The 25750-nt window shown below is 63.0% G+C and carries 17 protein-coding genes; 10 read left to right on the forward strand and 7 right to left on the reverse strand.

Translation table 11 applies throughout. The annotated features are described in order from the left end of the window. Window positions 1-627: 627 nt before the first annotated feature. Complete coding sequence (locus tag EV659_RS13675) at window positions 628-2064, reverse strand: DUF6880 family protein (protein WP_132709456.1); 1437 nt, start codon at window positions 2062-2064, stop codon at window positions 628-630. 218 nt (window positions 2065-2282) lie between these two features. On the opposite strand from EV659_RS13675, the gene EV659_RS13680 reads away from it, so the two are divergent. The 9 genes from EV659_RS13680 (at window position 2283) to EV659_RS13720 (ending at window position 19339) form a co-directional block, all read left to right on the forward strand. Beyond that, window positions 2283-3437, forward strand: a complete 1155-nt coding sequence (locus tag EV659_RS13680) for a tyrosine-type recombinase/integrase (RefSeq protein WP_132709457.1) — start codon at window positions 2283-2285, stop codon at window positions 3435-3437. Window positions 3438-3557: 120 nt separating this feature from the next. Next, on the forward strand, window positions 3558-4418 hold the full coding sequence (locus tag EV659_RS13685) for a BrxR family helix-turn-helix transcriptional regulator (RefSeq protein ID WP_132709458.1): 861 nt from the start codon (window positions 3558-3560) through the stop codon (window positions 4416-4418). Between the two features lie 4 nt (window positions 4419-4422). Then, a complete protein-coding gene (locus EV659_RS13690; RefSeq protein WP_132709459.1) occupies window positions 4423-5568 on the forward strand; it encodes a cysteine desulfurase family protein in 1146 nt (381 codons plus the stop codon). After that, window positions 5565-6467 carry a DUF4007 family protein gene (locus EV659_RS13695; protein WP_132709460.1) on the forward strand — a complete coding sequence of 301 codons (903 nt, stop codon included), beginning with the start codon at window positions 5565-5567 and terminating at the stop codon, window positions 6465-6467. Before EV659_RS13690 ends, EV659_RS13695 begins: the two co-directional genes overlap by 4 nt. Further along, the gene (locus tag EV659_RS13700; protein WP_132709461.1) at window positions 6464-9643 is read left to right on the forward strand and encodes a hypothetical protein; all 3180 of its coding nucleotides are present in this window, start codon (window positions 6464-6466) and stop codon (window positions 9641-9643) included. The genes EV659_RS13695 and EV659_RS13700 overlap by 4 nt, the downstream gene beginning before the upstream one ends. Then, on the forward strand, window positions 9640-10515 hold the full coding sequence (locus EV659_RS13705) for a phosphoadenosine phosphosulfate reductase domain-containing protein (RefSeq protein WP_132709462.1): 876 nt from the start codon (window positions 9640-9642) through the stop codon (window positions 10513-10515). Before EV659_RS13700 ends, EV659_RS13705 begins: the two co-directional genes overlap by 4 nt. Before the next feature lie 7 nt (window positions 10516-10522). Next, window positions 10523-12340, forward strand: coding sequence for an ATP-binding protein (locus EV659_RS13710; protein WP_132709463.1), 1818 nt, complete (start codon window positions 10523-10525; stop codon window positions 12338-12340). Further along, on the forward strand, window positions 12340-13908 hold the full coding sequence (locus EV659_RS13715) for a hypothetical protein (protein WP_132709464.1): 1569 nt from the start codon (window positions 12340-12342) through the stop codon (window positions 13906-13908). The genes EV659_RS13710 and EV659_RS13715 overlap by 1 nt, the downstream gene beginning before the upstream one ends. A gap of 1 nt (window position 13909) precedes the next feature. Next, window positions 13910-19339 carry an FtsK/SpoIIIE domain-containing protein gene (locus EV659_RS13720; RefSeq protein WP_132709465.1) on the forward strand — a complete coding sequence of 1810 codons (5430 nt, stop codon included), beginning with the start codon at window positions 13910-13912 and terminating at the stop codon, window positions 19337-19339. Window positions 19340-19420: 81 nt separating this feature from the next. On the opposite strand, the gene EV659_RS13725 is transcribed toward EV659_RS13720, so the two are convergent. Next, window positions 19421-20535 (reverse strand): IS3 family transposase gene (locus EV659_RS13725; RefSeq protein WP_132709466.1). Its coding sequence is split into 2 segments (ribosomal slippage): window positions 19421-20280 and window positions 20280-20535, totalling 1116 coding nucleotides; the frame shifts between segments, so codons are not numbered across the junction. Between the two features lie 166 nt (window positions 20536-20701). Between EV659_RS13725 and EV659_RS13735 the strand changes: the two genes are divergently transcribed. Then, window positions 20702-21112, forward strand: a complete 411-nt coding sequence (locus EV659_RS13735) for a tetratricopeptide repeat protein (protein WP_132709468.1) — start codon at window positions 20702-20704, stop codon at window positions 21110-21112. Between the two features lie 463 nt (window positions 21113-21575). Here the strand turns inward: EV659_RS13735 and EV659_RS13745 are convergent, their stop codons facing one another. From EV659_RS13745 to EV659_RS13765, 5 genes are all read right to left on the reverse strand, one after another. Continuing rightward, complete coding sequence (locus EV659_RS13745) at window positions 21576-21833, reverse strand: hypothetical protein (protein WP_132709470.1); 258 nt, start codon at window positions 21831-21833, stop codon at window positions 21576-21578. Next, the gene (locus EV659_RS13750; protein WP_132709471.1) at window positions 21830-22504 is read right to left on the reverse strand and encodes a YcbK family protein; all 675 of its coding nucleotides are present in this window, start codon (window positions 22502-22504) and stop codon (window positions 21830-21832) included. Before EV659_RS13750 ends, EV659_RS13745 begins: the two co-directional genes overlap by 4 nt. A 74-nt stretch (window positions 22505-22578) precedes the next feature. Continuing rightward, a complete protein-coding gene (locus EV659_RS13755; RefSeq protein WP_132709472.1) occupies window positions 22579-22842 on the reverse strand; it encodes a DUF6127 family protein in 264 nt (87 codons plus the stop codon). Between the two features lie 28 nt (window positions 22843-22870). Further along, window positions 22871-23530, reverse strand: a complete 660-nt coding sequence (locus EV659_RS13760) for a DUF2793 domain-containing protein (protein WP_132709473.1) — start codon at window positions 23528-23530, stop codon at window positions 22871-22873. Next, window positions 23530-25749, reverse strand: coding sequence for a phage tail protein (locus EV659_RS13765; protein ID WP_165878914.1), 2220 nt, complete (start codon window positions 25747-25749; stop codon window positions 23530-23532). The genes EV659_RS13760 and EV659_RS13765 overlap by 1 nt, the downstream gene beginning before the upstream one ends. Window position 25750 lies beyond the last annotated feature (1 nt).

Genomic DNA, 25750 nt, shown 5'->3' on the forward strand with positions numbered 1-25750 from the left:
CCTCCATCCAGCAGACCGTCGCCAGTGGCGGCCGGAGCATGTTATCAACCGAAATACTCACCCTCTGAACGGATCGGCTTCAGGGGGAAGGTCAATGGACCTTGCCGCCGAGGATCTGGTGCGTCGCCATGGGCGGGGTGCTCCGCCAGATGGGCAAAAATGTGCAAGAACTGTGTAAGGGTATTCCGAACGCAATCAAGGGGTCAAGCTTGCGCTTAACCCCTTGATAAAGCTGGTTGCGGGGGCAGGATTTGAACCTGCGACCTTCAGGTTATGAGCCGTAGCAAAGTTCATTCGAATACTTTCTAACTATTGCGATACACCCGCCATTTCCGCCACTTTCAGTGCCCGGTGGAGCAAATCAATTTTCGCTCTACTTCGCCAAACCTCCCAGCATTTTGACCCCTCTTGCTTCCACAGTGCTTCCAGATATCGGCCAGTAGATTGCGTGGAAGCAGATTAATCACCTGTAAATCTGCGGTTCCTGATCGAAACGCTTATGTCCGATACGACGGAACCACCCTGAAAGAGCCAAAGTATCGTGCCAACCGGAATTCGGGTCAATGCCAACGTAGATTTCAATACGAACATGTGCTCACAAATATACGAGGCACTTTGACACCGTACTCAGCCTATCTGGCTCCAGAACGACTGCTTACGGCCATGCTCCCGCCTCAGCCGCGCTTCATAGACGTCGTGCGTCTCGAACGCACCGAAGTCCGGGATATCGCCTGCGAGACGGGCGCAGCTGGCGAGATGCTCAGCGGCATAGCGATACCGCTTCGCCCGCGACCTCGTGAGCGTGAAGTCGATCATCGCGCGGAGCACCAGCGTCGCGGCCAGCGGATGACGCTCTGACAGGGCCTCCGCCGCGGGGGCAAGATACTCGTAGTGATCCCCGTCGATCTCGTCGTGCCGGGCCACCAGGAGGTCTGCGGCGCGATCCAGAGCCAGCCAGTCGAGGAAAAACTGCAGGGCGCGGAGAAGGCTTGGATAGGCCATGGCGTGCGCCATCGCCCGCTCCTCGGCCTCGATATCATCGAAGTCGGGCAGCCGCTTGAGATAGGCCCGCAGGTAGCTGTCGGAGAGCGTGCGCTCGAAGCAGTCCCACCGGAACGCCTGCGCCTCCTCGCCGCGACCCAGTGCCTCCAGCGTCTGCAGGCGGATGTCCTGCCATGCCAGCGGAACCCGCAAGCCGTCGCCGAGCTCCGCGCGCTCGAGGAACCCCAGCGCCTCGCCGGCCCTGCCGGCCGCGAGCAGGCGCTGCGCGATCTTGGCCGCGATCTGCGGCACCTTGCGGGTCTTCGGATCGTACTGCGCAATGAAGCCGTCGACGTCGCCCTGCGCGTCCGCGATGTCCTTGAGCGCCATGACCACCGTGCTCGTGCGCTCACGCGCCCGCATCTCGTGCTCGTAGGTGGTGCCGCCCGTGCCCCAGCCCACCGCCTTCCATTGGTCCTTCGGCGGCACCGGCACGGGCGAACGACCGAGTTCTTCGGCCATCGATTTCAGGGCCGCCAGCCCCTCGTCGCCAAGCGCCGGCGCCATGATGCCGATCAGGCCGTCATATTGGCCGTAGCCGTTGTCCTGAAGCGCATCGAGAACAGCGCCGGCGAGCGCCTGCGGATCCGGCCGGACCTTCTCGGCGAGCTGACCCAGATCGGCGCAGGCCTGGTGGAAGATGCCGATGATGGTGCCGCTGGAGTCGTCGCAGCGCTCGAACACCGGCGTGGCGAGCGCCATGAACCGCCACATCAGCGCGAGCGCCTCGTCCGGATCGGCGGGCGCGATCTGCTCGACGATGGCGCGCCGCTGGGTTTCGAGATCGGTGACCAGCGCCTTGCGGTTCTTCCAGGTGATGAAGCTGCGGGCTCGGGCGATGCTGGTCAGCCGCTTGGTGATCTCCCGCGCGGCCTCCTTCGGGCTCTGGGCGCCCGCCAGCGCGAGCCGCAGCTTGCGCTTGGCCGCTGCGTTGCCGGTGCTGACCTCGATCAGCAGTTGCGCCAGGCGCTCTGCGCCCAGCGCTTCGAGGTTCTTCGCGTTGAGGGTGGTCTTGGAAGCCATCGGATCGCCAGTTTCTTTTCCCGAGCCTATCAGCGGTCCGCGGGCACCGGAACATGCGTTCTGATTCGCTGGGCTCGTCGATTTCCCGCGTCAGCGCGCCGAAACGCCTTGCGCGGAAATGCGGGTTACTTCCTTTTTCTTCGCAATTTCAATGTGTTCGTTGACTGTCACCCGCGCTTCAGCACTGTGGAACGGCGAAAGAACCACCGAAGAGCGCCATGCCCAGGATCACCAAACGCCTCGTCGACGTCGCAGAAGTCCGCTCCGCCGAATACTTCGTCTGGGACAACGAGATCCCCGGCTTCGGGCTTCGCGTGTTGCCGAGCGGGCGCAAGGGCTACGTGGTCCAGTATCGCGCTGGACGCCGGTCGCGGCGGATCAGCCTCGGGGCCAGCACGGTCCTGACCTGCGAGCAGGCGCGCAACCGCGCCATCGCCATCGTCGCCGCTGCGCGCAACGGCGCGGACCCCGCCGCCGAACGCGACGCCGGGCGCAGAGCGATCACGGTGAAGGAGCTGGCGGAGCGGTTCGACAAGGAGCACATCGCGATCCGCGTGAAGGCGAGCACGGCCAAGGAGTATCGCCGCAACCTCGAACGCTTCATCCTGCCCGCGCTCGGGCAACTGACGGTCACCGGCGTCACCCGGGCGGATGTAGCGAAGTTCCATCACGATCTCCGCCACATCCCCTATCAGGCGAACCGCTGCCTCGAACTGATTTCGAAGATGTTCAACCTCGCCGAACTGTGGGGCCTCCGGCCGGACGGTTCGAATCCGCGCAAGCACATCAAGAAGTACCCGGAAGAGAAACGCGAACGCTTTCTCAGCGCGGCCGAACTGCGCCGCGTCGGCGAGGTGCTGCGCGAGATGGAGGCGGAGGGGATCGAACTGCCCTCGGCCATCCTCGCCGCACGCTTGCTGATCCTGACCGGGTGTCGGCTGAACGAAATCATGACGTTGAAGTGGGCTTACGTCGATCTGGTCGAGCGTGTTCTGCGTCTGCCAGACTCCAAATCCGGCGCCAAGATCGTCCATCTCGGAGAGCCCGCCGTCGAGCTGCTCCGCGACGCCCAGCGCATCGACGGCAACCCGTGGGTCATCTTCGGCACCCTTCCAGGCAAGCGCTTGAGCGATCTACAGCCCTTCTGGCAGAGGGTCCGCGCCCGAGCTGGCGTGAAGGACGTGCGCATCCACGACCTGCGCCACACCTTCGCGTCCACGGCCGTCGCGTCGGGTCAGGGCCTGCCCATGATCGGCAAGCTGCTCGGCCACACGCAGGTCCAGACCACTGCGCGTTACGCCCATCTTGCGGCCGAGCCTGTAAGGACCGCAGCGGACGCGGTGGCGCAGAACCTCAGGCAATCCTTGGGATAATCGCGCCCCGCCGCGCCCCTTTTCGATTGATCGCGCAGCCCCACGCGGCTAACGTCGAAGAAAGCCCAGAAATTGGGCGCGCACAGTTCGCGTGCGCGCAGGGCCGAGCGGGAGCGCAACGTGGACAAGGACAAGGTCGGACTACGCTGGGGCGTCGAGCAGCGCCTCGAGTTCATCGAGTTCCGCCTGTTCTGGGAGGGACATGTGAACCGCAGCGATCTGATGCAGCAATTCGGCGTCTCGGTGAACCAAGCCTCCTCGGACCTGAACCGCTACATCGCGCTGGCGCCGGGCAACATGACCTACGACAAGAGCGCGCGCACCTATGTCCGCGGGCCCGACTTCGACTGTAAGTTCCGCCCGCCAGACGCCACGCACTATCTCTCGCAGCTCCGCCTGGTTGCCGACGACGTGCTGGAGCACGAGGATTGCTGGATCCCTGACCTGCCACCCTATGCATCCGCCCCGACGCCCGTGCGCGGCGTCGATCCGGTGACGCTCCGCTCGGTCGTCGGCGCCATTCGTCGGTCGGAGGCGATAGAGGTGAAGTACCAGTCCCTCTCCAGCCCGGAGCCGCGCTGGCGCTGGATTGCCCCCCACGCCATCGCGTTCGACGGTTTCCGCTGGCACACGCGAGCGTTCTGTCTGAACGACGAGTGCTTCAAGGACTTCCTGCTCTCACGGATCATCGGCATCCGTGGTTCTCGCGAGAGCGAAACCTCGGCCGACGATGATCGCGACTGGCATTCCGAGGTCACACTCGAGGTCGCCCCCCACCCCGAACTCTCGGAAACGCAGGCGAAGGTTATCGCTCTGGACTACGGCATGCGTGAGGGCAAAGCGAAGATCAAGGTTCGGCGCGCGCTCCTCTACTACGCGCTCAGGCGGCTTGGCCTAGACACAGATCCCGCAGCGCGGAAGCCGCAGGACCAGCAGATTGTGCTTTTAAATCCGGACGTATTGATGAGAAACACCAGTTGAAACGATGCATTCGCAAATAGTCCATCTCGACAACAATGCTACCACCAGACCTGTACCAGAGGTCGTAACCGCCATAATCCGGACGCTCGAGACCGATTGGGCAAATCCGTCCAGCGCTCATGGATTTGGGCAGAACGCCGCGCGGACAGTTGCTTCATCGCGCGAACAGGTGGCACGACTTCTCGGAGTGCAGGCTGAGCAAGTGGTTTTCACCTCCGGTGCTACAGAGGCGAACGAGGCAGTGTTGCGTCATCATGCCAATCTATGCGCAACACTGATCACCTCAACGGCAGAGCACCCGGCGGTGGCGGGGTATTATTTTCAGCACACACCACAGCTTGTCCGAACGGTTGCATTGGAAAAATCTGGGCGCTGGCGACTAGATGCACTTGAGACAGTGCTAAGCAGCATCAGTGGACCTAAACTGATCGCTTTCGCCTGGGCGAATGGCGAAACGGGTGTTCTGCAGGATCTGGTGGCGATCAAGGCCATGGCAGAGCGGTATGACGCGGCCTGTCTGGTCGATGCCTCTCAAGCGGTGGGGCGGGTTGCATTTGAGGCGGACAGCGCAGTCTATCTCACCTTCTCCGGTCACAAACTGCACGGGCCGAAAGGGGTTGGTGTATTGGTGCAGCCGGAAACCTTACCGCCAGTGGAGATCTCAGTAGGCGGCGGACAGGAACGTGGTTGGAGAGGCGGTACACTGAATGTGCCGGGCATCGTCGGCCTTGGTGTCGCGTGCGAACTCCGAAAGCGGGATTTAAATAGGGCCATCACAGATATGGCCCGATTGCGCGATCGGTTTGAAAACCAAGTGATGTCTGCAATCCCCAACGCCCGCGTAAATGGCGCGGATGCGCAGCGAGTGCCGAACACTAGTAATCTGACTGTTCAGGGCGTGGACGGCATGGCGCTGGTGGCTCGGCTTGAGGCGCGCGGTATCCTCTGCTCTCAGGTTTCGGCCTGCTCCTCGGGGCAGCCGGAGCCGTCACGCACACTGCTGGCGATGGGCCTATCAAGGGATGACGCCTATGCAAGTCTCCGCATAGCCGTAGCCGTCGATACGCGGGACGATGACATCGAACTCGCAGCACAGGCATTCGTGGATGAGGCGCTGTTTCTTCGAGCAATGATGGGTGATCTGGTATGAAGCTCGGCGGGCACGAAACCTTCTATCCAAGGCCAGGCTGGTTGACTAAGGGCCTCCTTCACCTACGAGAAGGTGGCATGGGCGTTTTTTCGGCCCCCGAGACAGCGGATCGGCTTGGGGTCGGGCGTAACATGGCCAAGTCAATTGGTTGGTGGCTCCACGCAACTGGCCTCGCGACACGGACGAGCAGAAATAGTCCGTTGGAACTCACGCTCCTCGGCAACGTATTGGCAGAATACGATCCGTACATGGTCCAGCTAGGCACATGGTGGCTGGTGCATGCCAGCGCCCTGACATGTGGAGCTGAGACGTCGTTGCCTTGGTTCTTCTCGCCGCGACGACCAGAGCGCTGCGACCGGACAGTATTGGCCGAGACACTCGCGCGCGACCTTTCGCCGAACCGGGGGAAGGCGCCGGCCATAAAGACAGTTCAACGCGAGGTGGCGGCGGTGATGCAGACCTACGCTGTGCCGGTACCGCGGTCACGGAGTGAACCAGAGGACAATCTAGGGTCACCATTTCACCGCCTAGACCTTTGGCAGCATCTGTGTAGGGCAGACCGGTTCGAGCGCTCGGAGCCGACGCCCACCCCGCCTGAGGCACTTGGGCTGGTCCTTTCCGCGCTCGGAATGAGTCGGCCTAGCGCCGATTTGCGTGACGGCGTTTTGCAGGACATCGCGATCACCAGCGCGCCGATGACCCGCGCCGGAGCGATGTTGGGTCGGTCACGCGAAGCCCTCTTGGATCTTGCCGCAGCAAGTGAACGGGAACTCGGGGCCAAGGTCCTGCGGGTGCGGACACTGGCCGGCGAACGCTATGTTTCGCTGCCGAGTGCGACTGCCGCAACCTGGGCGCGGCGCTTCTATGACCGCGTTGGCGCAGCCCGGGAGGCGGTATGAACATCTTGCGCTCAATCAACATTGCGGATGACCGCGCGCGGGCAGAGGTGATCGCCGCATACCGTCCCACGCGCAAGACCCTGCAGGTGGTCCGCGCCGTCTGCGGACTTGAGCGGAGCTCGGCCACTAATGTGGTGGCACCCTATGGCGCGGGCAAATCGCTTGCCGCGCTTGCCGGGATCACCCTTCTTGCCGGCGATCCGGCTATGGCCCGGCAGCTGCGCGCGCGCATCGCTGCAGTGGACCCGGCCTTGGGCGCTGTCGAGACCCAGGGGTCGACGCTACTCCTGCTGCTGCATGGCGCCTGCCCCGACCTAGCTGCGGAGCTTGCCGAGCGGGCGGAAGTGGAAGCAGGCCCGCTCTCCAAGGTTCTGGCGGCCATCCTTCGCCGCGCCAGGCGGAACGGCATGGCGCAGATCGCTATCGTCTGGGACGAGTTCGGCCAGCATTTGGAAACCCTTGTGCGCGAGGGCCGTCCAGAGGACCTGCTGGCGGTGCAGGATCTAGCGGAATGGGCGGTGCGACGCACAGAACCTCGGGTGACGCTGACCACTCTCATGCACCAAGGGGTCTACCACTACACCCGACGTGCATCGGACACGGCACAATCGGCTTGGAGAAAGATCGATGGGCGATTTGAAACGCTCAGCTTGATCGACGATGGCGTCGACGCGATGGAGATGCTGGCCGAGGCGCTTGACGAGCGACGCGACGCGCCCGATGCAACTGCCATTGCCCGCGCCCGAGCCGCGGGCTTCTTCGCCGATATCACCGACGACGCGAGGCTGTCCGACATCCTCTCCCGCACCGCGCCGCTGACACCGGCAGCGCTTCAGATTCTGCCAAGCCTCGCCGCGCAAGTGGCTCAGGCCGAACGGACGATGTTCCGCTACCTTTCTGATGTGGTGGCGGCGGCCGAGCCTGGGACGGCCCTAGGCGTCGATGCGCTCTACGACTTCTTCGCCCCGGCGATGCGCTCCGACACCGGACCAGGTGGCACCCACCGCCGCTTCGTCGAGACCGAGACGGCGCTTTCTCGCGCCGAAACAGATCTAGAACGGAGTGTGATAAAAACCGCGGCGTTACTGCAACTCGGCCGCAGCGCGGAGCGGCTGAAGCTGTCGCGCGTGCGGTTGGTCTATGCTGTGGCAGAGGGCAGCCCAGCGACGTCGGAGGCCGTCGATGCCACGATCGAAGCGCTAGTGGCGCGCAAACTGCTCCTCCATCGCCGCAGGGTGGACGACATCTCGGTCTGGCATGGCGCTGACATCGACCTTGGACAGATGGTCACTGAGGAGGCCGCTCGGCTGGCGATGGAAAGCGACCCGGTGCAGGCGCTGGAGCGGATGTTTCCGCCCGGTGCATATAGCGCGCCACCTTATAACCACGCCCGAGGGATTACCCGCTTCGCCCGGGCCCGCTTCGTGCGCGAAGGCGACCTGATCTCGGCTACCGGCCTGGAGGAACTTCGTGCTCATGCCGATAGCGAGGATGCGCTGGTGGCGCTAGTCATCGACGCCACCGCAGACCGGCCGGACCTTGTGGAGCTTGCCCGCGCCCTTCCGCCCCACCTAATCTTGGCGCTGCCCCGCCGTTCCGCTGAGGTTGGCCCAATTCTCGCTGACCTCCTCGCATTGGAGGCGCTGTTAGACCGCCCCGAGCTTCTTGCCACCGACCCGCTAGTAGAGCGCGAGCTTCAGGAACTGAAGTCCGAGGCCGAAGCAGCGCTGCGCCAGAGCCTCGAACGCCTGATGAACCCCGACCGCGGTGAGGTGGTCTGGCTGTCCGGCCCGTCGATTCACAGCTTCGCCGAGAGCGGCGCCTCAGGCGAGATCCTTTCGCGCCTGTTCGAGGCACGCTTCCCCCATACTCCGCAGATCGCCAACGAGCAGGTCGTACGGCGCAAGGTCTCGGCAGTCACCCGCTCGGCCCGCAAACGCTGCATGCTTGCGATCATCGAACGCACTGGTATCCGTGCGCTCGGCTACGAGGGCGCCACATCCGCCGACGCCTCCATCTACCGCACTGTCTTCGAGCGCACCGGCCTCTATGGCTGCATCAACGGCGCCTGGCGGTGGCGGATACCTTCGGAACTAGATGATCTCTCGATGAGGCATGTCTGGTCAGAGATCGAGGTCTTCTTTGCCCAACCATCTGAACAACCCAAGAGCGTCGAGGACCTCATCGATCGCCTGACAGCCCCACCGATCGGGCTGCGGGAAGGCGTACTACCGCTCCTGCTGACGGCAGGAATGATCGCGTTCGGACGAGCTTTGGCGTTGCGGGAACTCGTCGACGGCCGCGCGAGGTATGTGGACGATATCCAGCCAAGCCTGATCGAAAAGATGTGCGAGGAGCCAAAGCGGTTCGAACTGGAAGTGCCGGCTCTGACATCAGGTCAGTCGAGCAATCTCAAGAAGATGATCCGGTGTCTGGTCGGAGACCTTGACCCGCAGGAGCCAGACCTGCTGAGAGGCCTTTACGATGCCTTACTAGAATGGCGAAGTGGTCTTCCGCCTACGGCCCTGAGCACAAAAGGCTTGGGCGAGAATGCGGAGCTGCTCCAACCTCTCTTGCGCAAGAAGTCTCTCGACCCAGCAAACCTCCTCTGCCGAGAACTGCCGCAGGTGCTCGGAGAGCCAGCCCTGAACGCAGAGACAATTGAAGTATTCGCCACAGCTGTACGCCAGATCGAAGGTGTATCGTCCGCCTTTGCTGACCAAGCAATTGACGTCGCCGCAGCGATTTTTAACCGCCGGCTCAGGGGCAGCCCGCGCCCTCTTCTCGATGCCGCCTCGGAGTGGGCGGCCTGCGTTCCACTAGGAGACGAAGAGGTGCGCGCCCTTGATCATGAAGCTAGGGGGGTACTCGCACGTGCGCGCAGTTCCAGCAACTCCCCCAGGGGCGCGCGAGGTTTTGTAACTCAGTTGAGCGGCATTCTCTGCGGAGAGGGCTTCGAAGCATGGGATGACCGGACGGCTGACCTCTTTCGCGCTCAGCTCGAGCAGGCGCTCGTACGGATTGAAGACGCGGTGCTTGAGCGCGCGGACGGCAGCGACGCCTTCGAGCCTTTTCTGCGCAACAAGCTTGCCACAATTTTTGACGTCTATGATGCAAAGATCGGTCGTGCGCGCCTGATCAAATACTTGGATGAGATATACAGGGGAACGTCATGACGCCAACTAGTCTTTCCAATGCAGTGCAGGACCCGTCACGGCGCCACATAATTCCGCTGAGTGGGGGCAAGGACTCCACCGCGCTAGCGGTCTACATGCTCGAACGGCACAGCGGTTTGCCGTTGGAGTTCGTGTTCACGGACACCGGGGCAGAGCTGCCCGAGACCTACAGCTATCTGCGCCGGTTCGAGGCGATCTTCGGAGTCGAAATCAACCGGCTCACTGCCCTCGACCTGCCCGAGCTGCAGGTACGCTCAAAAGGTGGGCGCCGGTCGCCCTTCGACGTCCTGCTGAACGAGGTCTATTCGGGCTTCCTCCCCAACCCGCAGGCGCGCTGGTGTACCCGCATGCTAAAGATCAAGCCGTTCGAGCATTTTGTCGGCGGCGACGATGCATATAGCTACATCGGCATTCGCGCTGACGAGAACAGGGAAGGCTTTCGCGGCGCTGCTGCCGGCCCCTCACCAGAAGACGACGAAGAGAAGGCTGAAACCGGACGCGCCAAGCCGGTCGTGCTGTCTAACCGCAACAACATTTTGCCGGTCTATCCGCTCAAGGACATCGGCTTCGGCCTCGACGACGTTCGCGACCTGCTGCTGGGCAGCGGTCTTGGGCTACCACCCTACTACGATTGGCGGTCGCGGTCGGGTTGCTACTTTTGTTTCTATCAGCAGGTTGGAGAGTGGCAGGGGCTGAAAGAACGTCACCCTGAGTTGTTCGAGGCGGCCAAGACCTACGAGGCGACCAAGGCGAATGGGCGGCGCTTCACCTGGTCTCAGACCCGCTCGCTGGAAGCGCTGGAGAAGCTTCGCGAACGCTATGCAACCCCCACAGGCGAGCCGGAAGATGGGTGCGCCATCTGCCACTTGTGAGGCTAGGATGACAAGCAACCCCCTCGTCGATTTCCTGGCTTCCTACGGCCCTCAAGCGTCCTCGAATAATCTCTACGACGAGTTCGTGGTTGAGGCCGCCAAGAGGACCGGCTGTGCGGCCCTTGAAATCGACCAGCCCCTCACTGCCGAGTTGATCGGGCTTCTGCAGTCCGCCACGCCAAAATGTGTGATCCTTACCGGGACGGCCGGGGACGGCAAAACGTACACCGCTCGGAAGGTGGCCGAGGCGCTGTCCGGCGAGGCTCGCGTCTGGTCCAACACACAAAAGATCTACACCCTGCCTAAACCCTTGCCGTCCGGCCGATCGGCTCTCTTCATCAAGGACCTAAGCGAGATCAACGAAGCTGAGAAGAACCGCATATTTCCCGACATAATGGCAGCGTTGACCGGCGAGACCACCGACGTCTTCGTTATATGTGTCAACGATGGTCATCTGCTGAAGTTCTTCCGCGATCGTGGGGAGGCCGAGCTTCACGACCGGTTCGCGGAGATGCTGCGCAGCGACGCCCGCGAAGATCCGAACGGACACTTCTGGCTGGTCAACATGTCGCGGCAGTCCCATCGGCACCTTGTGGATCAGATCGTCGACGGCGTGGCGGACCACGATGGATGGGCGGGGTGCGAGGGCTGTCCGGCGCTTGCCGACAAGGAAAATCCCTGCCCAATCCGCTGCAATCGCGACATCCTTCTACGGAACGATCCGGCATCGATGCGCGCCCGGCTCAAGGACATGATCCGCATGGCGGCCGCCGACGGACGACATCTGTCGATCCGTCAGCTAATCTTGCTTACGGTCAATATCCTGCTCGGGGACGCAAAAGCCAGTTCGACCCTCTTGACTTGTCGGAAGGCGAAGATGCGGTCACGGAATAACGTTTATGATTTGACCAATCCCTTCGCCAACGCCTTCGGAGTGAATCTGACCGAGCGCGAGCGCCGACAATATGGCGCCTTCACTGTGCTCAGCGAGTATCAGGTGGGATTTGAGACCAACAACGTCTTCGATCACGGGCTGTTGTGGGGCGACGACAGCTTGCCCGACTGCCCCTGGTACGGAGAGCGCATTTTCGCGCCCATACGCAATATGTACCGAGGCGACCCTTCCCGCCATTCAGCCGATTTCCAGCGTGCCATTGTAGATCAGCGGCGGCGGTTGTTCTTTTCGCTTGATCCGCAGAGTCCCAAGGTCCGTATCAACCCGCGCCGTAGCCCGTGGAACCTATCGGTTTTCAAGCACGGCTCCGACTACATCGCGATGGTTGAAGGCCTCCTTGGCGCGGGCATGCCACAGCAGATTGCCCGCCAATTGCTGCGGGGACTGAACCGGATGATGACCGGTGAGATGACGATCACAGACGATCGCCTTTGGATCACAGCGCCATCCGGTGTCTATCTGGGCAGTGAAATCCCACTGCTAGTACAGCATGCCGGTCATCCTCGCACTGGCGGCATTAGCACGATGTCCTTCCTTGTGTCCGGCAACCACCGCGTCGGTCCTTCCGACAACGGCCGACCACCGGTAATTCGCGTCGCAACCCGAGGGCGGGAGGATCGGGCGGTGGACCTCGCGCTTCGACCGACCCTTGTCGAGTGCTTGCTTCGGATTGCCGATGGTGCTCTGCCGGCTAGCTTTTCCTCTGAATGCCAGCGGGAAGTCGAACGCTTCCAATTGCAGGTGGCCACGGAAGTCCGACGAGCATTCGAACTCGACGGCGCAACCCCGATGCCCAAGGAAGTTCGGATGTTGGACGGCAACCTGCAGGAGCATGCCATCGCAATCATGGCAGAGGGAGATGCCTGGTGATGAACACCTTGTCCACTAGCAGACTGCCGCCGCCACCAAATGTCCTCGACAGTTCCGATATGCGTGTGCAGGAGTTCATTCACGGTCACCGCTTCATACAGGAGCAGGAGCCGTTCATGATCGTCCTCGAGACGCTGGCGGTCTGCGCGGATCGACCTCTTGGCAGCGTCCTGCCCAAGCCGGACGCACATGAAGCATTTCACTATGCTCTGCCGCACCGGCGCAAGATGCGGTTCTTGCTATTTCAGGATCGGCATCTTGAACAGGTTGTCGAGGACAGTTCCATCCCTGACCACGAAAAGTGGCACGAATGGAAAACACGGGTCAACGCGCAGTTCGGTGAGGGACAACGCGAGCTCGGCGCGGGGTCCTCGCATGATGCCTTCGCCTACCTAGACGACCGGTTTTCAATGGATATCAACGCTCTGAACCAAGCAGTCCGGCTGCTGCAGTCGCGTGAGCTTGATGTGATGCACAACCGACGGTGGACGTCGCGCTTCCTCGCGGTGACCGGACCGGACATGATCTGCACGGACATGCGAGAGGCCCGCGGCGGCTGGACAGCTGACCGGCGCTTCTTCGGCCGAGGTGGCGAGCTTGTGTATTTGATGCTGAACCGCTCATCGTTCGCAGTCGAGCTGAAGCAGTGGGTTCAAGAGCGGCTTCTCTCCGAAAACGACCCGATGAATCGGATCGCACAAGCCCTGTCAGACCCAGCAGACACCGGCGCGTCCAACACCCAGATCGGATATCTCCCGCACCTGACCCTGTCCGCCTATGATCGTCTCGCCGAAGACTGGCTGAACGTCCTGATGTGCAATCGCTTGCCGGAGGGCCACCTCTTCGAGCCTCTCTTCCGTATCACGGGGCTCAACATCGTCGTCTATCTGGCGGAGCGGGCACAGGAAGAGGTTGGGGCACCAAAAGCTATACCGATCGTCGCCGATCTTACCGATGGCGGCAACCAACAGCTGCGCGAGGAGGCCAAGGTCCACCTCAACCTGCACCGGGATGTCGCCAATCGTGCGGTACGCGCCTTTGTGGAGCGAGTGATTGGGGACTGCGATCGTTGGAAGATGGCGCTAGAGCGAAGCGATCCTGGCCTCGCCAAGCAGGCATTGAAGGAAAGATTTGGCTTCACCAAGGGCGACGACCAGCGCGGAAACGCTGCGACACCCGCGCAACAACTAGAAGCATTCATCGACCACGCGATGCAGCGCGACAAAAACAACACCTACAAGTACCTGTTGCCGCTAGCAAAGGCGTCAGGACTGGCGACGTCGCGACAACGGGTTGGACCGTGGTTCGCCCTCGACGATGGGATGCTATTCTCCCTCGTTCTCGCCAACGTCACGCATACCATCGAGTTGCGGGATTTCGTGGCCCAACTTTATCGGCGCTATGGGCTGGTCATCGGCCCCGAGGAGGCCCGGGATGCATTCGGGCGTATCCATGTCGAGCGCTACGAGGCGAACCTTGCCGCCCTCGAGGCGCGGATGACCCGGCTCGCCCTGACACAACGGCTTTCGGATGACTGTGCATTCGTGACGAACCCATACAGGTTGTGAGATGAATTTGTCGACAAAGCTTTCTGAGGTTTCCACCCCTGACGCCCGGAGAGGCGATCTAATCGCTCGCGTCGTCTGGGGGATTGTGCTGAGCGCTGTAGACAACGCAGCGGCCGGGCAGCGTGTCACCTTCATGCTCGCTGGTTTGAAGGCAGAGGCGCTTGAGGGAATCGCTCGCAACAAGCCTGCAGATCTACATGGCAGGAGCCTGCTTCTGAAGATGAACCCCAATGCCGCACCGGATATGCAGGTCGATGAAGGTTATTTGTCCGAGGAATCCGCCGTCCATTGGCGCCACAACGATGCCGCCGAAGTCATCGTCTTCGCGCCGCCTGACGCCGAACGCGAGGGCATCGGCGCCGGACTTGGCCCGATCTCCCGCATCGACGAACCCAGGATAATTGACCAGATCCCGGCATGGGTCGCGGAACTGGGAGAGACAGGGGAGGCCAACAGCTACCTTCGGGCCGCTCTCGAAGGGCTCCGCGACGCACGGGAAGTGTGCCTCGACCTTCAAATGTGGGTCGATTTTATCGGTGCCATTGTCGATCAGGGATTCGCCTACAAGGTCGATGTCCGCATCAGGAATGCGATGCCGGCTCTACGGATTCCCAAAGACGGCATCGTCAAGCTTCCGGCCTTCAAGCCGGAAGGTAACCCGAAGGCGCGCGCGCGGGACTTCTCTGCAGCCTTTCGCGATGCCCGCCTTGAGGCCGGGGTCTACGCCACTCTCATGACGCCGAAGCACGAGCGCGTCGATGTCGCAGCTGTGCGGGCACGGGTGGACGAGTTCCAGCATGATAACGAGCCTGAGGTGATTGAGGCCCTCGACGCTGTCCGGGCTCTCTTGGACGACGCAGATATGATCCTTCCTGGCGGGTGGCGGCCAAGCCAGGAATCGTTCTGTCGCAAGGTTTCCTGGGAGCGCGTCGGGGCCAGTGTGTTCGGGGGCAAGCGGAGTTCCCCGACGGAAAGCCTCGGCAAGCGCACCCTGCGCTTCATCGAAGGTAACTACGGCCACGATGTCACCAAAGAAGATCGGGACCTTCTCGACAGCCTGACCAACACCACCCCACGCGAGCCACGCGACGTCGAGGTGGAGTTCTTCAACCGTTGGCAGGAGCGCCTGGGCCGCGACATCAAGCTCTTCAAGCCTTGGCAGAAGCGACTGTTTTCAAAAGAGGTCATTGGGCACGATCTTTTGTCTGCCTTTGCCGAGGGTTTCGAGGCGCTCATAATCGCAGGCGACGCGGCGCTGGTGGACATGACGGAGCCGCGGGTGCTCGTTCGTGCCACACAGCACGACAAGGCCCTCTTCTGGGAGGGGCTCGATCCAGATATTCACCGGCTTTTCTGCTTTGAGCTGAGGGCCTTGAAAGCGCTTTTCGGGCCGCATGTAGTTTGGGACCTCGCCGCAGCTGAGAAGTACCAGGGTACCGGGGATGCCGGCGGCAACGAAGCGCGGAAGATCGACCTTGAACTGTATCTGGTAGAGGCCGAGGACTTGACCGATCTGGACGGTCTTCGCAATCCCCCCAAGCAGGCACCCCGGGTCAAGACAACGTGGCAACCCGGAAAGTCACCCAAGGATGAACCGATCAGCCTCGCCCTGATCGAGGATCTCGACGCCCTGGCCAAGGCGGCCGAGGCGGGCGACAGCGTGTTCCGACCGCTGAACTTCGCGCCGCGCTCGAGCGGGGAGAACACGCACCTCTCCTCTACGAGCCTATTCGACCGGAATTCCTTCAGCGATGTAGCCCAAGGCGAGCAGGGACGCACCTTCGACTTGGTTGTCCGACCAAAGGAGGACCTGCTTGGAGAACTCCGTTCACGGCTGCAAGAGCTTGAACGCAACCGAACACTGGACGGCGAAACCGTGACCGCCGTGCTGGCAGCGACCGAAGCCTTCGACGAGTCGTATCGTAGGGCGGTGAAGCAACTGTCGAAGAACCCGGGCGCGGCCTTCGCGTCGAGCATTCTCGCAGAGCAGGCCGAGGCCTATGGGATCCTATGCCGCACATGTCGTCTCCCCGCGACCACGGGCCGGGTGGGACGGAATATTCGTGCGCTTGTCGCCGGTATCGGCGTGGTGGCCTCCGACGGTGCCGAGCCTATGGCTATTCTGGCCGCCTGGCACCCTCTTCGCCTGGCCGAGCGGCGAGCGAAGATAATGGAGCTTTCCTCTTTCGTGGAGGCCGTACTGACGTCCGGCCCGGCCCGCAGCGCCGATCTCTCCGGGGCCTTTCAAGAGCGGAGGCTCGCACGCTCCCGCTGGGTTTTTCCCGAAGTCGTTTTTGCCCACGAAATGGCGATGATCGCGGTCGAGGATCTTGGCGGTTACAGCCTCATGGTTCCTGCAGACTGCGTTGCCCGCAACCAAGAGGCGCTCGAAGCTTCCGCGCCCTCGGCTGCAGGGAAGTTCATGGAGGGCGTCGGCCAGTACCTAGAGGTTCACCCCCATGAGGCTACCAACCTGTCGGCGGCAATATTCGACTCGGAAAGCCAGACTCTGCCGCGCGAGGTTGCGCGCGAGATGGCCAAGCGTCTTCACCAGAAGTCAGACCTGCGCTGCGACCTTGTCATCACGCACCGTGATCAGGATCGCATGCGCAGGATATATCGGAACCAAAACCTCCGTCTTGGAGCGGAGAATATTAGCGAGACGGCGCGCGGATTTCTGTCGAGGTTGCGGGTCGACGTGCGCTCAAACCGGGCCACGGAGGGCGTGGATAGTGAGGTGCGGGACCTCGATTTGGTCTTCCTGCACGATGTCATCAGCCACCATGCCGACCCGGTTTGGGTTGAGGAGGCCGGCGGCTCGCATGATCTTCCCGCCCCCTTCGATCCCGGCATGGCGCGGCGACCTCGGCGCCGGATGACTGAGACCGATGCCTCCGGCGTGGGAATCTACCTCACACTACCAAGGCCGCCTCGCGCCGTAGGGCAGTACCAGGACCTACTCTACGAACTGGCGAAAGGCTTCTTGCCTGATGGGTTTCACGGGGTGCTGATCCGGCAGGCCCAATTTGGCGACGCAAAGGTGGTCGATCTAATCCGTCGTTCACACCAGTTGGCGGAATGGGTTATCACCTATGATAAGGTGGCTAGCCGAACCCTGTTCGAGCGCAGCGGCGTTCAGATCATCAGCGACATCTCGGTCCCGGGGGCGGACGGCCGGGTGATCATAAGCGCCGGCAAAGTGGATGATCGGCTTAAGCGAAACGTCCGCGATGATCTAATCGATGCTTGCGGCATCACTGCGCCGGATGCGGAGAGGCTCGCGGGGGTAGTCATCCGCGACGTGCTGCGGATCTCGGGCCAGAAGGTCCTGTCGGCGGCCCGATATACCAACGCCTCACGTGAAATGATCGGCCTCGCCGTGATGCGCGCTTGGATGGAGGGCGCGCTGAAGAGCACAGTGGATGACGACCCAATCTGGATTTCTCTCGACGATTACCGCGGTTGGTTCATGTCCGAGAAGGGGCGGGTTGCCGATGCCATCGCCGTCACTATCGACTATGACAATACGACGTTCCGAGTGCTCCTACAGGTGGGCGAAGCAAAGTTTGTTGAGAAAACGTCCGAACTAGCCACGATCCGGGAAGCGCAACAACAGGTCCAGGCTACGGTGGACCGTCTTATCCGTCTGTTCATCGACAACGATGACGCCATCTCGCGGGCGGCGGCCTGCGCAAGATTGGCTGATCTCCTGGTTAACCGGGACGGTGTGACGGAGCGACTTCCCGATCCCGTCCAGCGTGCCGCGTTCTTCAACGCCTTGAGCACCGGCGAAGTATCGTTCCAGATCAGTGGCGAAGCCGTGGTGTGCCTGCACGACGATCATGGTCCGGTTTGGCGGTGCGAGGCGGATCCGGATCGACCATTTCTTCGCCACCATGTTCTAACTACCCCGGCTATCCGTCAGACACTGACGCACACGGAGGCAGGAGAGGCTCCCCAGCGCGAAGGTCTCGGCGACATCGACTGGTATTGCGAAGGCGATGCCCCGAAGCCACGCCCAAAACCGCTTGCGGACACCACGGCAGTTGTAGAGGAAGACCCCACCTCCCCGGAGGAACTGTCGGACGAAAACCCGGAGGTGACGCAGGCTACGACGGAGGCGGGTGGCTCCGCCGATACTACCAGTTCGGAGCCGGCGGAAGCACAAGAAGATGCAGCCAATGCGGAGCCGGCGCCAGAGCCGCCGCGTTTCCTGCCGCCTCCAGTCTTCGAAGTCCTGCGCGATATGGCGGCAACCGAGGGCGGAGCGATCACCGATGCCGATTCCCTCGCTTGGGCCGATCGGATGGCGATGGAAACCCAGCGTGCACTAAGCCATTTTGGCATGCAGGCCGAATTTGCGGACCCTAAGCCGAGGCTGACGCCCAACGGCGCGCTAATCGCCTTCCGCGGCCACACCTCGCTGACTGTCGACAAGATCGAGAAGCGCACAAGCGAATTGCTGACGACATATGGCATCGAGGTTGCAGATGTACGGCCCGGGCGCGGCCGTATCTCAGTCTTCGTGACGCGGGAGACGCGAGCCCGCGTGCCGCTTGCCTCGACCTGGCTAGGCGCCCTCTGGCCTGACCGTGACCCCGGCCAGGCCACCTCCTTCATCCTCGGAGCGCGTGAAGATGAGGACCGGTTGTTGTATTTGAACCTGTCCGAGTCCTTCGCTGGGTACGACGCGCACGGTCCGCACACTCTGATCGCGGGCGAGACCGGCAGCGGTAAGGGGATCCTGACGCAAGGTATCCTGCTGCAGCTGATTGCCTTCAACGATCCTGAAAAAGCCGAGCTGATCGTCGTTGATCCGAAGAAGGGAGTGGACTTCACTTGGCTGGAAGGCGCTCCGCAGATGAAGGTGCCGATCGTCACCGAGATAAGCGATGCGCAGACGATCCTCCAAGATCTCGTGGTCCAGATGGACGCCCGCTACGACAAATTCGCCGCGGCCGGGGCTGCCAACATCACGGAGTACAACAGCAAGGTCACCCCTCAGCAGCGGATGTCACGGATCTTTCTGGTGCATGATGAGCTGGGCGCATGGATGGCGCAGGAGAAGGAATATCAGGAAGTCGTGCTCTCCTCCGTGGCCAACCTCGGAATGAAGGCGCGTGCAGCGGGTATTCACCTGACCTTGATTACCCAGCGCGCCGACGCGGAGGCTGTACCAGGGCGGCTTCGGGACAACATGGGTAACCGCCTTTGCCTGAAGGTGCAGAATAGCACAGGCTCACGGATGGTTCTCGGGGTCGGCGGCGCCGAAAAGCTCTTGGGCAAGGGCCATCTCGCCTGCGTCCTTGCTAATCAGCAGCTACCACCTGGGCAGAACTCCTTCGTGGTGCAGGTGCCCTTCGCCGAAACAGAGGATATGCATCGCCTTGCCGACGCGGCAAAGAGTTATTGGGCATCGCGACTAAGCTGATACTCGCTTAGCGCCTGGTGCCGCGCCGAGCGAGAGGGTCATGAATGGAGATAGATGGTGACCTGCTCCCCAAAGAGTCCGCTAATTTAGGTTAGTTCTGTTCAGGGTTTGGTCCTCTCTTGACCGTTGGTGATACTCCCACGGGGTGAGCCCGTCGAGGCTCGAATGTGGGCGGTGGTGATTGTAGTCGGCGCGCCATGCCGCAATCATGCGGCAGGCATGGCGCAAAGACGGGAACAGATGGTCATTCAGGCATTCCTCGCGCATCCTTCCATTGAAGCTTTCGACCAGGCCGTTCTGCATGGGCTTGCCCGGCGCGATGTCGTGCCAGCCGACCTTTCGATCTTCCTGCCATTTCAGCATCGCGTTGCTGGTCAGTTCCGTGCCGTTGTCCGAGACCACAAGGCACGGGTAACCGCGTAACTCGGCGATCCGATCCAGTTCACGTGCGACACGTGCGCCGCCGATGGATGTATCCACCACGGCGGCCAGGCATTCCCGGCTGAAGTCATCAATGACATTCAGCACCCGGAACCTGCGCCCGTCTTCCAGCGCATCGGATATGAAGTCGAGCGACCATCTCTGGTTCGGCCCTTGCGGGATCGCCATGGGCGTTCTGGTGCCCACTGCACGCTTGCGACCGCCGCGTTTACGGACTGTTAACCCCTCTTCGCGGTAGAGCCGGTATAGCTTCTTCCAGTTCACGTCCCAGCCTTCGCGCTTCAGCAGGATATGCAGACGTCGATAGCCAAACCGTCGCCGCTCGGACGCCAGTTCCATCATCCTTGTCCGCAGTTCCGTATCGGCAGGACGCTTTGATCGACGCCGATACACACGCGGATCGATCCCTGCCAGCGCACAGGCGCGTCTTTGATTGTAACCTTTGGTCTTCATCGCCCAGTCCACAGCTTTCCTCCTCGAACCAGGCTTCAGAAGTTTTTTCCGAGCATCTCTTTCAGAGTGGCCACATCCATCATCTGTTCGGCCAGCATTTTCTTCAGCTTGGCGTTCTCGCTTTCTAGCGTCTTCAAACGTCGTGCGCCGGAAACTTCCATGCCGCCATACTTCGACCGCCACTTGTAAAACATCGCGTCGCTGATCCCGTGCTTGCGGCACAACTCCTTCGCACCGAGCCCAGCTTGGTGTTCCTTCAGGATGCCAATGATCTGTTCTTCGCCGAAACGGCTTCTTTTCATCGCCTGTCTCCTCAGTTGGAGAACAGGCTAACCTCAAAAGCCGGACATTTCAGGGGAGCAGGTCACGATCACCGAAGATATCTTCGCCCATATTTTCCCGCGCGAACGCGGCACACGGCTGGCGCTGCTGGAGGTCGCGCAGATCGAGGGCCGCCATGACGACGCCATGGCGCATGTCGAGCGGCTGATGGATATCGACGCCACCGATCCGATGGTGCTCTTGTCCTTCGCGGAGCTGGCGCTCGACACGCCCGATGATCGGTCTCTGATGGACCGGGTGGTGCGCGCCACGGTGCATGTCGAGAACGAGACCCCGGTCGATACGGCGATCCTGCTCTATCGCGGTCGTGCGCTCGCCGCGTTGGGGCTGCCCGATGCCGCTATCGATGTCTTCACGCTGGCGAACCGCCGCCGCAAGGACGGGCCCGATGGGCTCCTACATCAGATCCGGTACGAACGGGCGGTGCTCTACCATGAGACTGGTCAGCGCGCCCGGGCGCGCCAGCAGTTCGAGCGCATCTACGCGGCCAATCCGGGCTTCGAGGATGTGGCTCAGCGGCTTGGCATTGGGGGGTGATGATCGCCGCCTTGGCGCCGGACGGGGTAACCTCTCGTTTTGCCTGGCCGCAGCGGCTCAGAACCTCAAAGGCATTGCCGTCAGCAGATCTTCGCGCCCCAGAAGCAGGTCGGGTCGGCGGCGACACAACCACCCGCAGCGCCGAAATTGCCCGGCAGCTCGACGGTGTCACAGGTGGTAAGCGACACTATGGTCTGCAGCCCGAGGGCGGTATTCTTGGAGATATGCGCGCCGCTGATGTCGCCGCGCGACCCTCCGATTTCAGTCGACGAGCAGGCCGCTCATGCGCCCCTTTCTCGGACTTCAAAGGCACATCCGAACCTGCTCCCGCATCACGGCATAGTCGCTCAGCATCTCGGCAATGGCCGACACGTCTGGCAGCCGGGCGAGTTCCCCGGCCGCCCGCGCCTGGAACTCCCGGCTATAGTCAACCACCGTCGGGCAGACAGCGATAATCCGCGGCTCAGAACCGCCCGTCGCGCAGCCGCTCAGCGAGATCGTCGCGATCGCGAGGGCGGCGAGCCGCTGCCTCCAACATCCGGCGTTGGACGTCATTGACCTTCTCCGAGGTTTCGAGGCGTTCGGCGAGGCGGCCAGCACGCTCGCCGGAGCGCCGGAGCGCGAGCAGGAACAGGAGCACCGCGAGTGCGATGGCGCCGTAGCGTAGGACCGTCCGCATCCACGGGGCGGCGGCGATCCTGGTGAACAGAGCAGCGATCATCGCCGCCCCCGCTGCCAGTCGTCGATGCGCGCGTAGATCGTCACGGCGACGCCGCCCAGCGCCACCGCGATCAACACCCAGCGCAACGCGTCCAGATACGGCACCAGCGGCAGGATCGCGGACTGCGTCTCGGCCAGGACGTTCTGCGCCACCTCCACGCCCGCAGCGCCGAGCGTCGCCACGCCGGCCGCGCCGCTTCCCTTCATCGTTCGGCTGTCTGCCAGCGCCTCTCGTGCGGGCGGAGTCTCGGCTGCATATGCCGTCGCCCGGACCGGAAAGCGCTCGCCCCATTGCCGAGCCGGACCGAGGTCGATGTGCATGAAGCCCGAGCGCGGATAGAAGCCAAAGCCCAGGAACCCGACCTCGCGCGCCGCCGCCTCGAAGGCGACCGGGTCGTGGTTTGCCATGGCGATGTCGAAGGCCGTACCGTCCATGTGCTTGGAGCGCGGCGCGCCACCCACGGCCTTGTTGTGCTCGGGGCTGCGATAGGCGGAACGGACGATGAGCGGCTTGCCAAGCCGGTCGCGCAGCGCCTGCAGCTTGTCGAGCGCTTCCTCGTTTACCGCCAAGGACCCGGTGCCCCGGCAGGCGATCTCGGCGGGCGAGAAGTTCTTCCAGCGCCAGGCACCCTCGGGTACCTCGCGCCAATGGCTGTGGAAGGTCGTGGTCATGAGCGGGGTCTCCGGGCACAAAAAAACCGCCTCCAAGGGCGGTTCCTGGTGAGAATGGGTCGAGGGGAGCGTTGCTATTCAGCCCCGCCGAACAGTTTCAGCTTGAGCGCGATGCCTGCGAGCAAGGCCAGGATCAAACCCGTGGTGATCACCCGGACGATGGTCTGGAGCGCGGCTTGGCGCACAAGACGCAGGCTGTCGAGCGCGGCGCGCAAATCGCGGATGTCCTCGCGCGCGTGACCGTTTTCCAATCCCAGCCTGGCCAGGGCCTGGGTCACGCCCTGGTCGACGGCGCGGGCGATCATCGCCTCGGTGTGTTTGTCCTGGGCGTCATGCATTGTTTTCAAGCCCCCGGTGAGGTGCGGATCAAGAAGCAGCGTAGAAACGAAGCCCCGACAGGCTGGTAAAGAGCCTGTTGGACGCAGCAACCTCCACGTCGCCGCTGGCTCGGATGTTCCAGCGGCTCAAACCGCCGGCCGAATATCCCGGAAAGATCAGGTCGGCTGCGGGCCGGTAACCTGGCAACAAGGTGAAGATGACCCCGTCCTCGGACGCGGTGGGGTTCTGGATCGCGCCCTCGATGGTCACGAGCCCGGTCTGGTCGATGCGGTAGCGCGGGTTCTGCCAGCCGCCGCCCAGGCCGATCCAGTCCATATTGATTGGCGGGATCTGCCACGCGCCCGGGCCGACATCGGCGGTGTCCGGCCGCCAGCTTGTCCCATCGAAGCGGTAGGGCTTGCCATCGGCCGCGTTGTAGACCTGCCAGCCGGCCGCCGGGACGAAGAAGGCCCAGCCCGCAAACCAGGCAGCGATCTGGTCATCGTGGCCCGACCAGGCACCGGTGGCGCCGACGGCCACCAGATGACGATCGCCCTCGGCCGGCTCGGTCGGTGGGGCGGTGCGATCGATGTCGCGCACGGATGGCTGCACCAGCACATCGAGACGATTGAGCGCCTCATTGTGGGTCACCTCCTTTTGCGCCTGAGCTTGCACGATATAGGGCAGTGCCAGATGGGGCGTCGCCATCAGATCCGTCCTTCTGCGGGCAATCCACGCCCGAACCGGGCGCTCAGTTGATGGACACGCAGGGTCATGGTGTCCCGGAGGGCACCGAAATCGGCGAGTTGATCGGCGCCGGTATAGGTGGCCGTGGGCCGGGTGACACGGAGGGTCCGAACCACGGCGCCTTGGTCATCCAGGATGTCGACCTCATAGGCCTCTGCCCCTTCGCCGAGGGGGGCGTCGACCCCGTCGAGCCAGGGCGCGTCCAGACGGGTGCGACGGATCCAGGACCAGATCAGATCGTCGCCATCCCGCCGGGCCTGCACATGCACCGGCGCCAGGGGGCGCCCACTGCGGCCGGTCCAGGTGAAGGCCAGCGGTGTGGCGTCGGAGACCAGCGTGCCAACCGATGCCGCCTTGTACGCGCGTTCGATCCCGAGTTCGGCGACCGCCATGGTCACGCGCTGGATGCCGCCGCCGGTCAACAGCACGAACGGCTCGCCCGGTTGGTGGCCTGCGATGGCGGCCTCGGTGCCCTTGCGCCCGCGCAAGAAGCCTGAAAGCCGGTATTGACCAGGCGCCACCAAGTCGGCCGTGGCGAACTGCACGAGTTCGTCGCCGATCACGGCTGCATTGGCACCGGTCAACACGTCCGCCTCGGTGACCGAGGCCAAGCTGTGTTCGGGATCGAGCAGCGACACCGTTACCTCGGCCCTGCGATCCCAATAGTCGGCCGGTCCTGGCGCCAACGCCTCGTCGGTCGTTCCGATCACGGCGCCGGTAGGCGTCGTGGCGAACGGCTGGTAATTCATGCCGCCATCGAGCGACCGCAGCAGCGATGCCCCGCGCCAACCCGGCGCGGCGCCATTGGCCGCGACATAGAAACCCGGCGCATCGTCCGCATCGCGGAGCAGCGGCAGGTCCAGCAGATGCACCACGGTCGGGCCGGGGAGCAGGACCGCCTGTTGCGGCACCGGCGCCGACCCTGCGCGCGCGGGGCGAACCGGCGCACCGGCTCCGTCGGCCTCGCACTCCACCCGGATCGAGCCCGGCAGGCGCACCTCCTTGCGGATCACCCGAACCGTGCGCCTCTGCCCGGGCTCGAGGTCGACCACCAGCTTCATGCCCGGCTCCGTGACGTGGAGGTAGCCCAGCGGCAGGTGCAGCGTCACGCTGTCCCGGCGCTGCCAGGCCACCGCCAGCATTCGCTCCGCGGTCGTCTTGGCGGTATCCGCCGGGATCGCCACGGGCAGGTCGAGCGTGATGTCGGCGGTGCTGTTGAGCGTCGAGCGCCGCGATCTTTGGGTATTCACCTGATAGTCCCGCTCGGGGTCGAGATGCTGGACAGTCACCTGTCGCGGCAATTCCAGGTCGGCGGTGCGCCGGATCTCATAGGTCTGTGGCCTGTCGCTCCCGTAAGGGTGGGCCGCCAGATGGCCGCGCGGCACCCGGGCGACCGGCGGACCGTCGGCGGGGAAGATCTCCAACACGCCCTCGATTTCGGCCATGTCGAAGAACCAGGCCGCGCGCAAGGGGTCGAGCGCCGATCGCGGCGTCGTCGGCCGGGCCAGAACGTATCCCGGCAGATCGAGACGATCGGTGCGGGCGGCATCCAGATAGGGCAAGCCCACCTCCCCCAGAAGGTCCTCGATCACGGTCGCGACGGTCTGGGTGTCGCCGGCGACCACCTCGAAGCTGAAATTGGGGATCCGGTTGCCGAAGTCGGTCAGGTCCAGGCCTTCGAAGACCACATAAGCCAAGCCGCGGAAGGCCGGCGTATTGTCCGGCCCCAGCGCGGCCTGCAGGACCGGATCGGGCTCCTGGTCCTGTGAGCCGGGATAGAGGCGCAGATCGGCTGCCTGCTTCTGGAGGCCGTCGGCCTCGCGGAACAATTTGCTGTCCGCCCAGATGCGGCGGAGCGCCAGGATCGGGCCCTGCCCCAGCGCGATGGCACAGTCCACATGGTAGGTGTAGCGGGTGGTCTCGGTCTTGGGCGCCCCCATGCCCTTGCCGCCCTGGGTCTCTGTGGTGGCGGTTTCCTTGAGACCCGAGGACCAGATCACATTGCCCGTGACGCGATTGGTGCCATAGAGCCGCGGCACCGGCTGACCGTATGTCGATGCCTGGACGGTCAGATCGTCCAGCCGGGGGCCCTCTTGGCTCTGCGTGCCCGGACCGAACAAGGCGGCATCGATGCGTGAGCCCACCAGCGACCCCACCAGCGCGCCGATGGGCCCGGCCACC

Origin of the sequence: Rhodothalassium salexigens DSM 2132 (genome assembly GCF_004341375.1) — a bacterium.
Lineage (GTDB): Bacteria > Pseudomonadota > Alphaproteobacteria > Sphingomonadales > Rhodothalassiaceae > Rhodothalassium > Rhodothalassium salexigens.

Excerpts from the sequence above, each read along its gene's own strand:
- EV659_RS13690 (WP_132709459.1), top strand. The coding sequence starts at position 4,423 with ATGCATTCGCAAATAGTCCATCTCGACAACAATGCTACCACCAGACCT.
- EV659_RS13680 (WP_132709457.1), top strand. The coding sequence starts at position 2,283 with ATGCCCAGGATCACCAAACGCCTCGTCGACGTCGCAGAAGTCCGCTCC.
- EV659_RS13745 (WP_132709470.1), bottom strand. The coding sequence starts at position 21,833 with ATGATCGCTGCTCTGTTCACCAGGATCGCCGCCGCCCCGTGGATGCGG.
- EV659_RS13700 (WP_132709461.1), top strand. The coding sequence starts at position 6,464 with ATGAACATCTTGCGCTCAATCAACATTGCGGATGACCGCGCGCGGGCA.
- EV659_RS13675 (WP_132709456.1), bottom strand. The coding sequence starts at position 2,064 with ATGGCTTCCAAGACCACCCTCAACGCGAAGAACCTCGAAGCGCTGGGC.
- EV659_RS13720 (WP_132709465.1), top strand. The coding sequence starts at position 13,910 with ATGAATTTGTCGACAAAGCTTTCTGAGGTTTCCACCCCTGACGCCCGG.
- EV659_RS13695 (WP_132709460.1), top strand. The coding sequence starts at position 5,565 with ATGAAGCTCGGCGGGCACGAAACCTTCTATCCAAGGCCAGGCTGGTTG.
- EV659_RS13760 (WP_132709473.1), bottom strand. The coding sequence starts at position 23,530 with ATGGCGACGCCCCATCTGGCACTGCCCTATATCGTGCAAGCTCAGGCG.
- EV659_RS13735 (WP_132709468.1), top strand. The coding sequence starts at position 20,702 with ATGGCGCATGTCGAGCGGCTGATGGATATCGACGCCACCGATCCGATG.
- EV659_RS13715 (WP_132709464.1), top strand. The coding sequence starts at position 12,340 with ATGAACACCTTGTCCACTAGCAGACTGCCGCCGCCACCAAATGTCCTC.
- EV659_RS13750 (WP_132709471.1), bottom strand. The coding sequence starts at position 22,504 with ATGACCACGACCTTCCACAGCCATTGGCGCGAGGTACCCGAGGGTGCC.
- EV659_RS13705 (WP_132709462.1), top strand. The coding sequence starts at position 9,640 with ATGACGCCAACTAGTCTTTCCAATGCAGTGCAGGACCCGTCACGGCGC.
- EV659_RS13755 (WP_132709472.1), bottom strand. The coding sequence starts at position 22,842 with ATGCATGACGCCCAGGACAAACACACCGAGGCGATGATCGCCCGCGCC.
- EV659_RS13710 (WP_132709463.1), top strand. The coding sequence starts at position 10,523 with ATGACAAGCAACCCCCTCGTCGATTTCCTGGCTTCCTACGGCCCTCAA.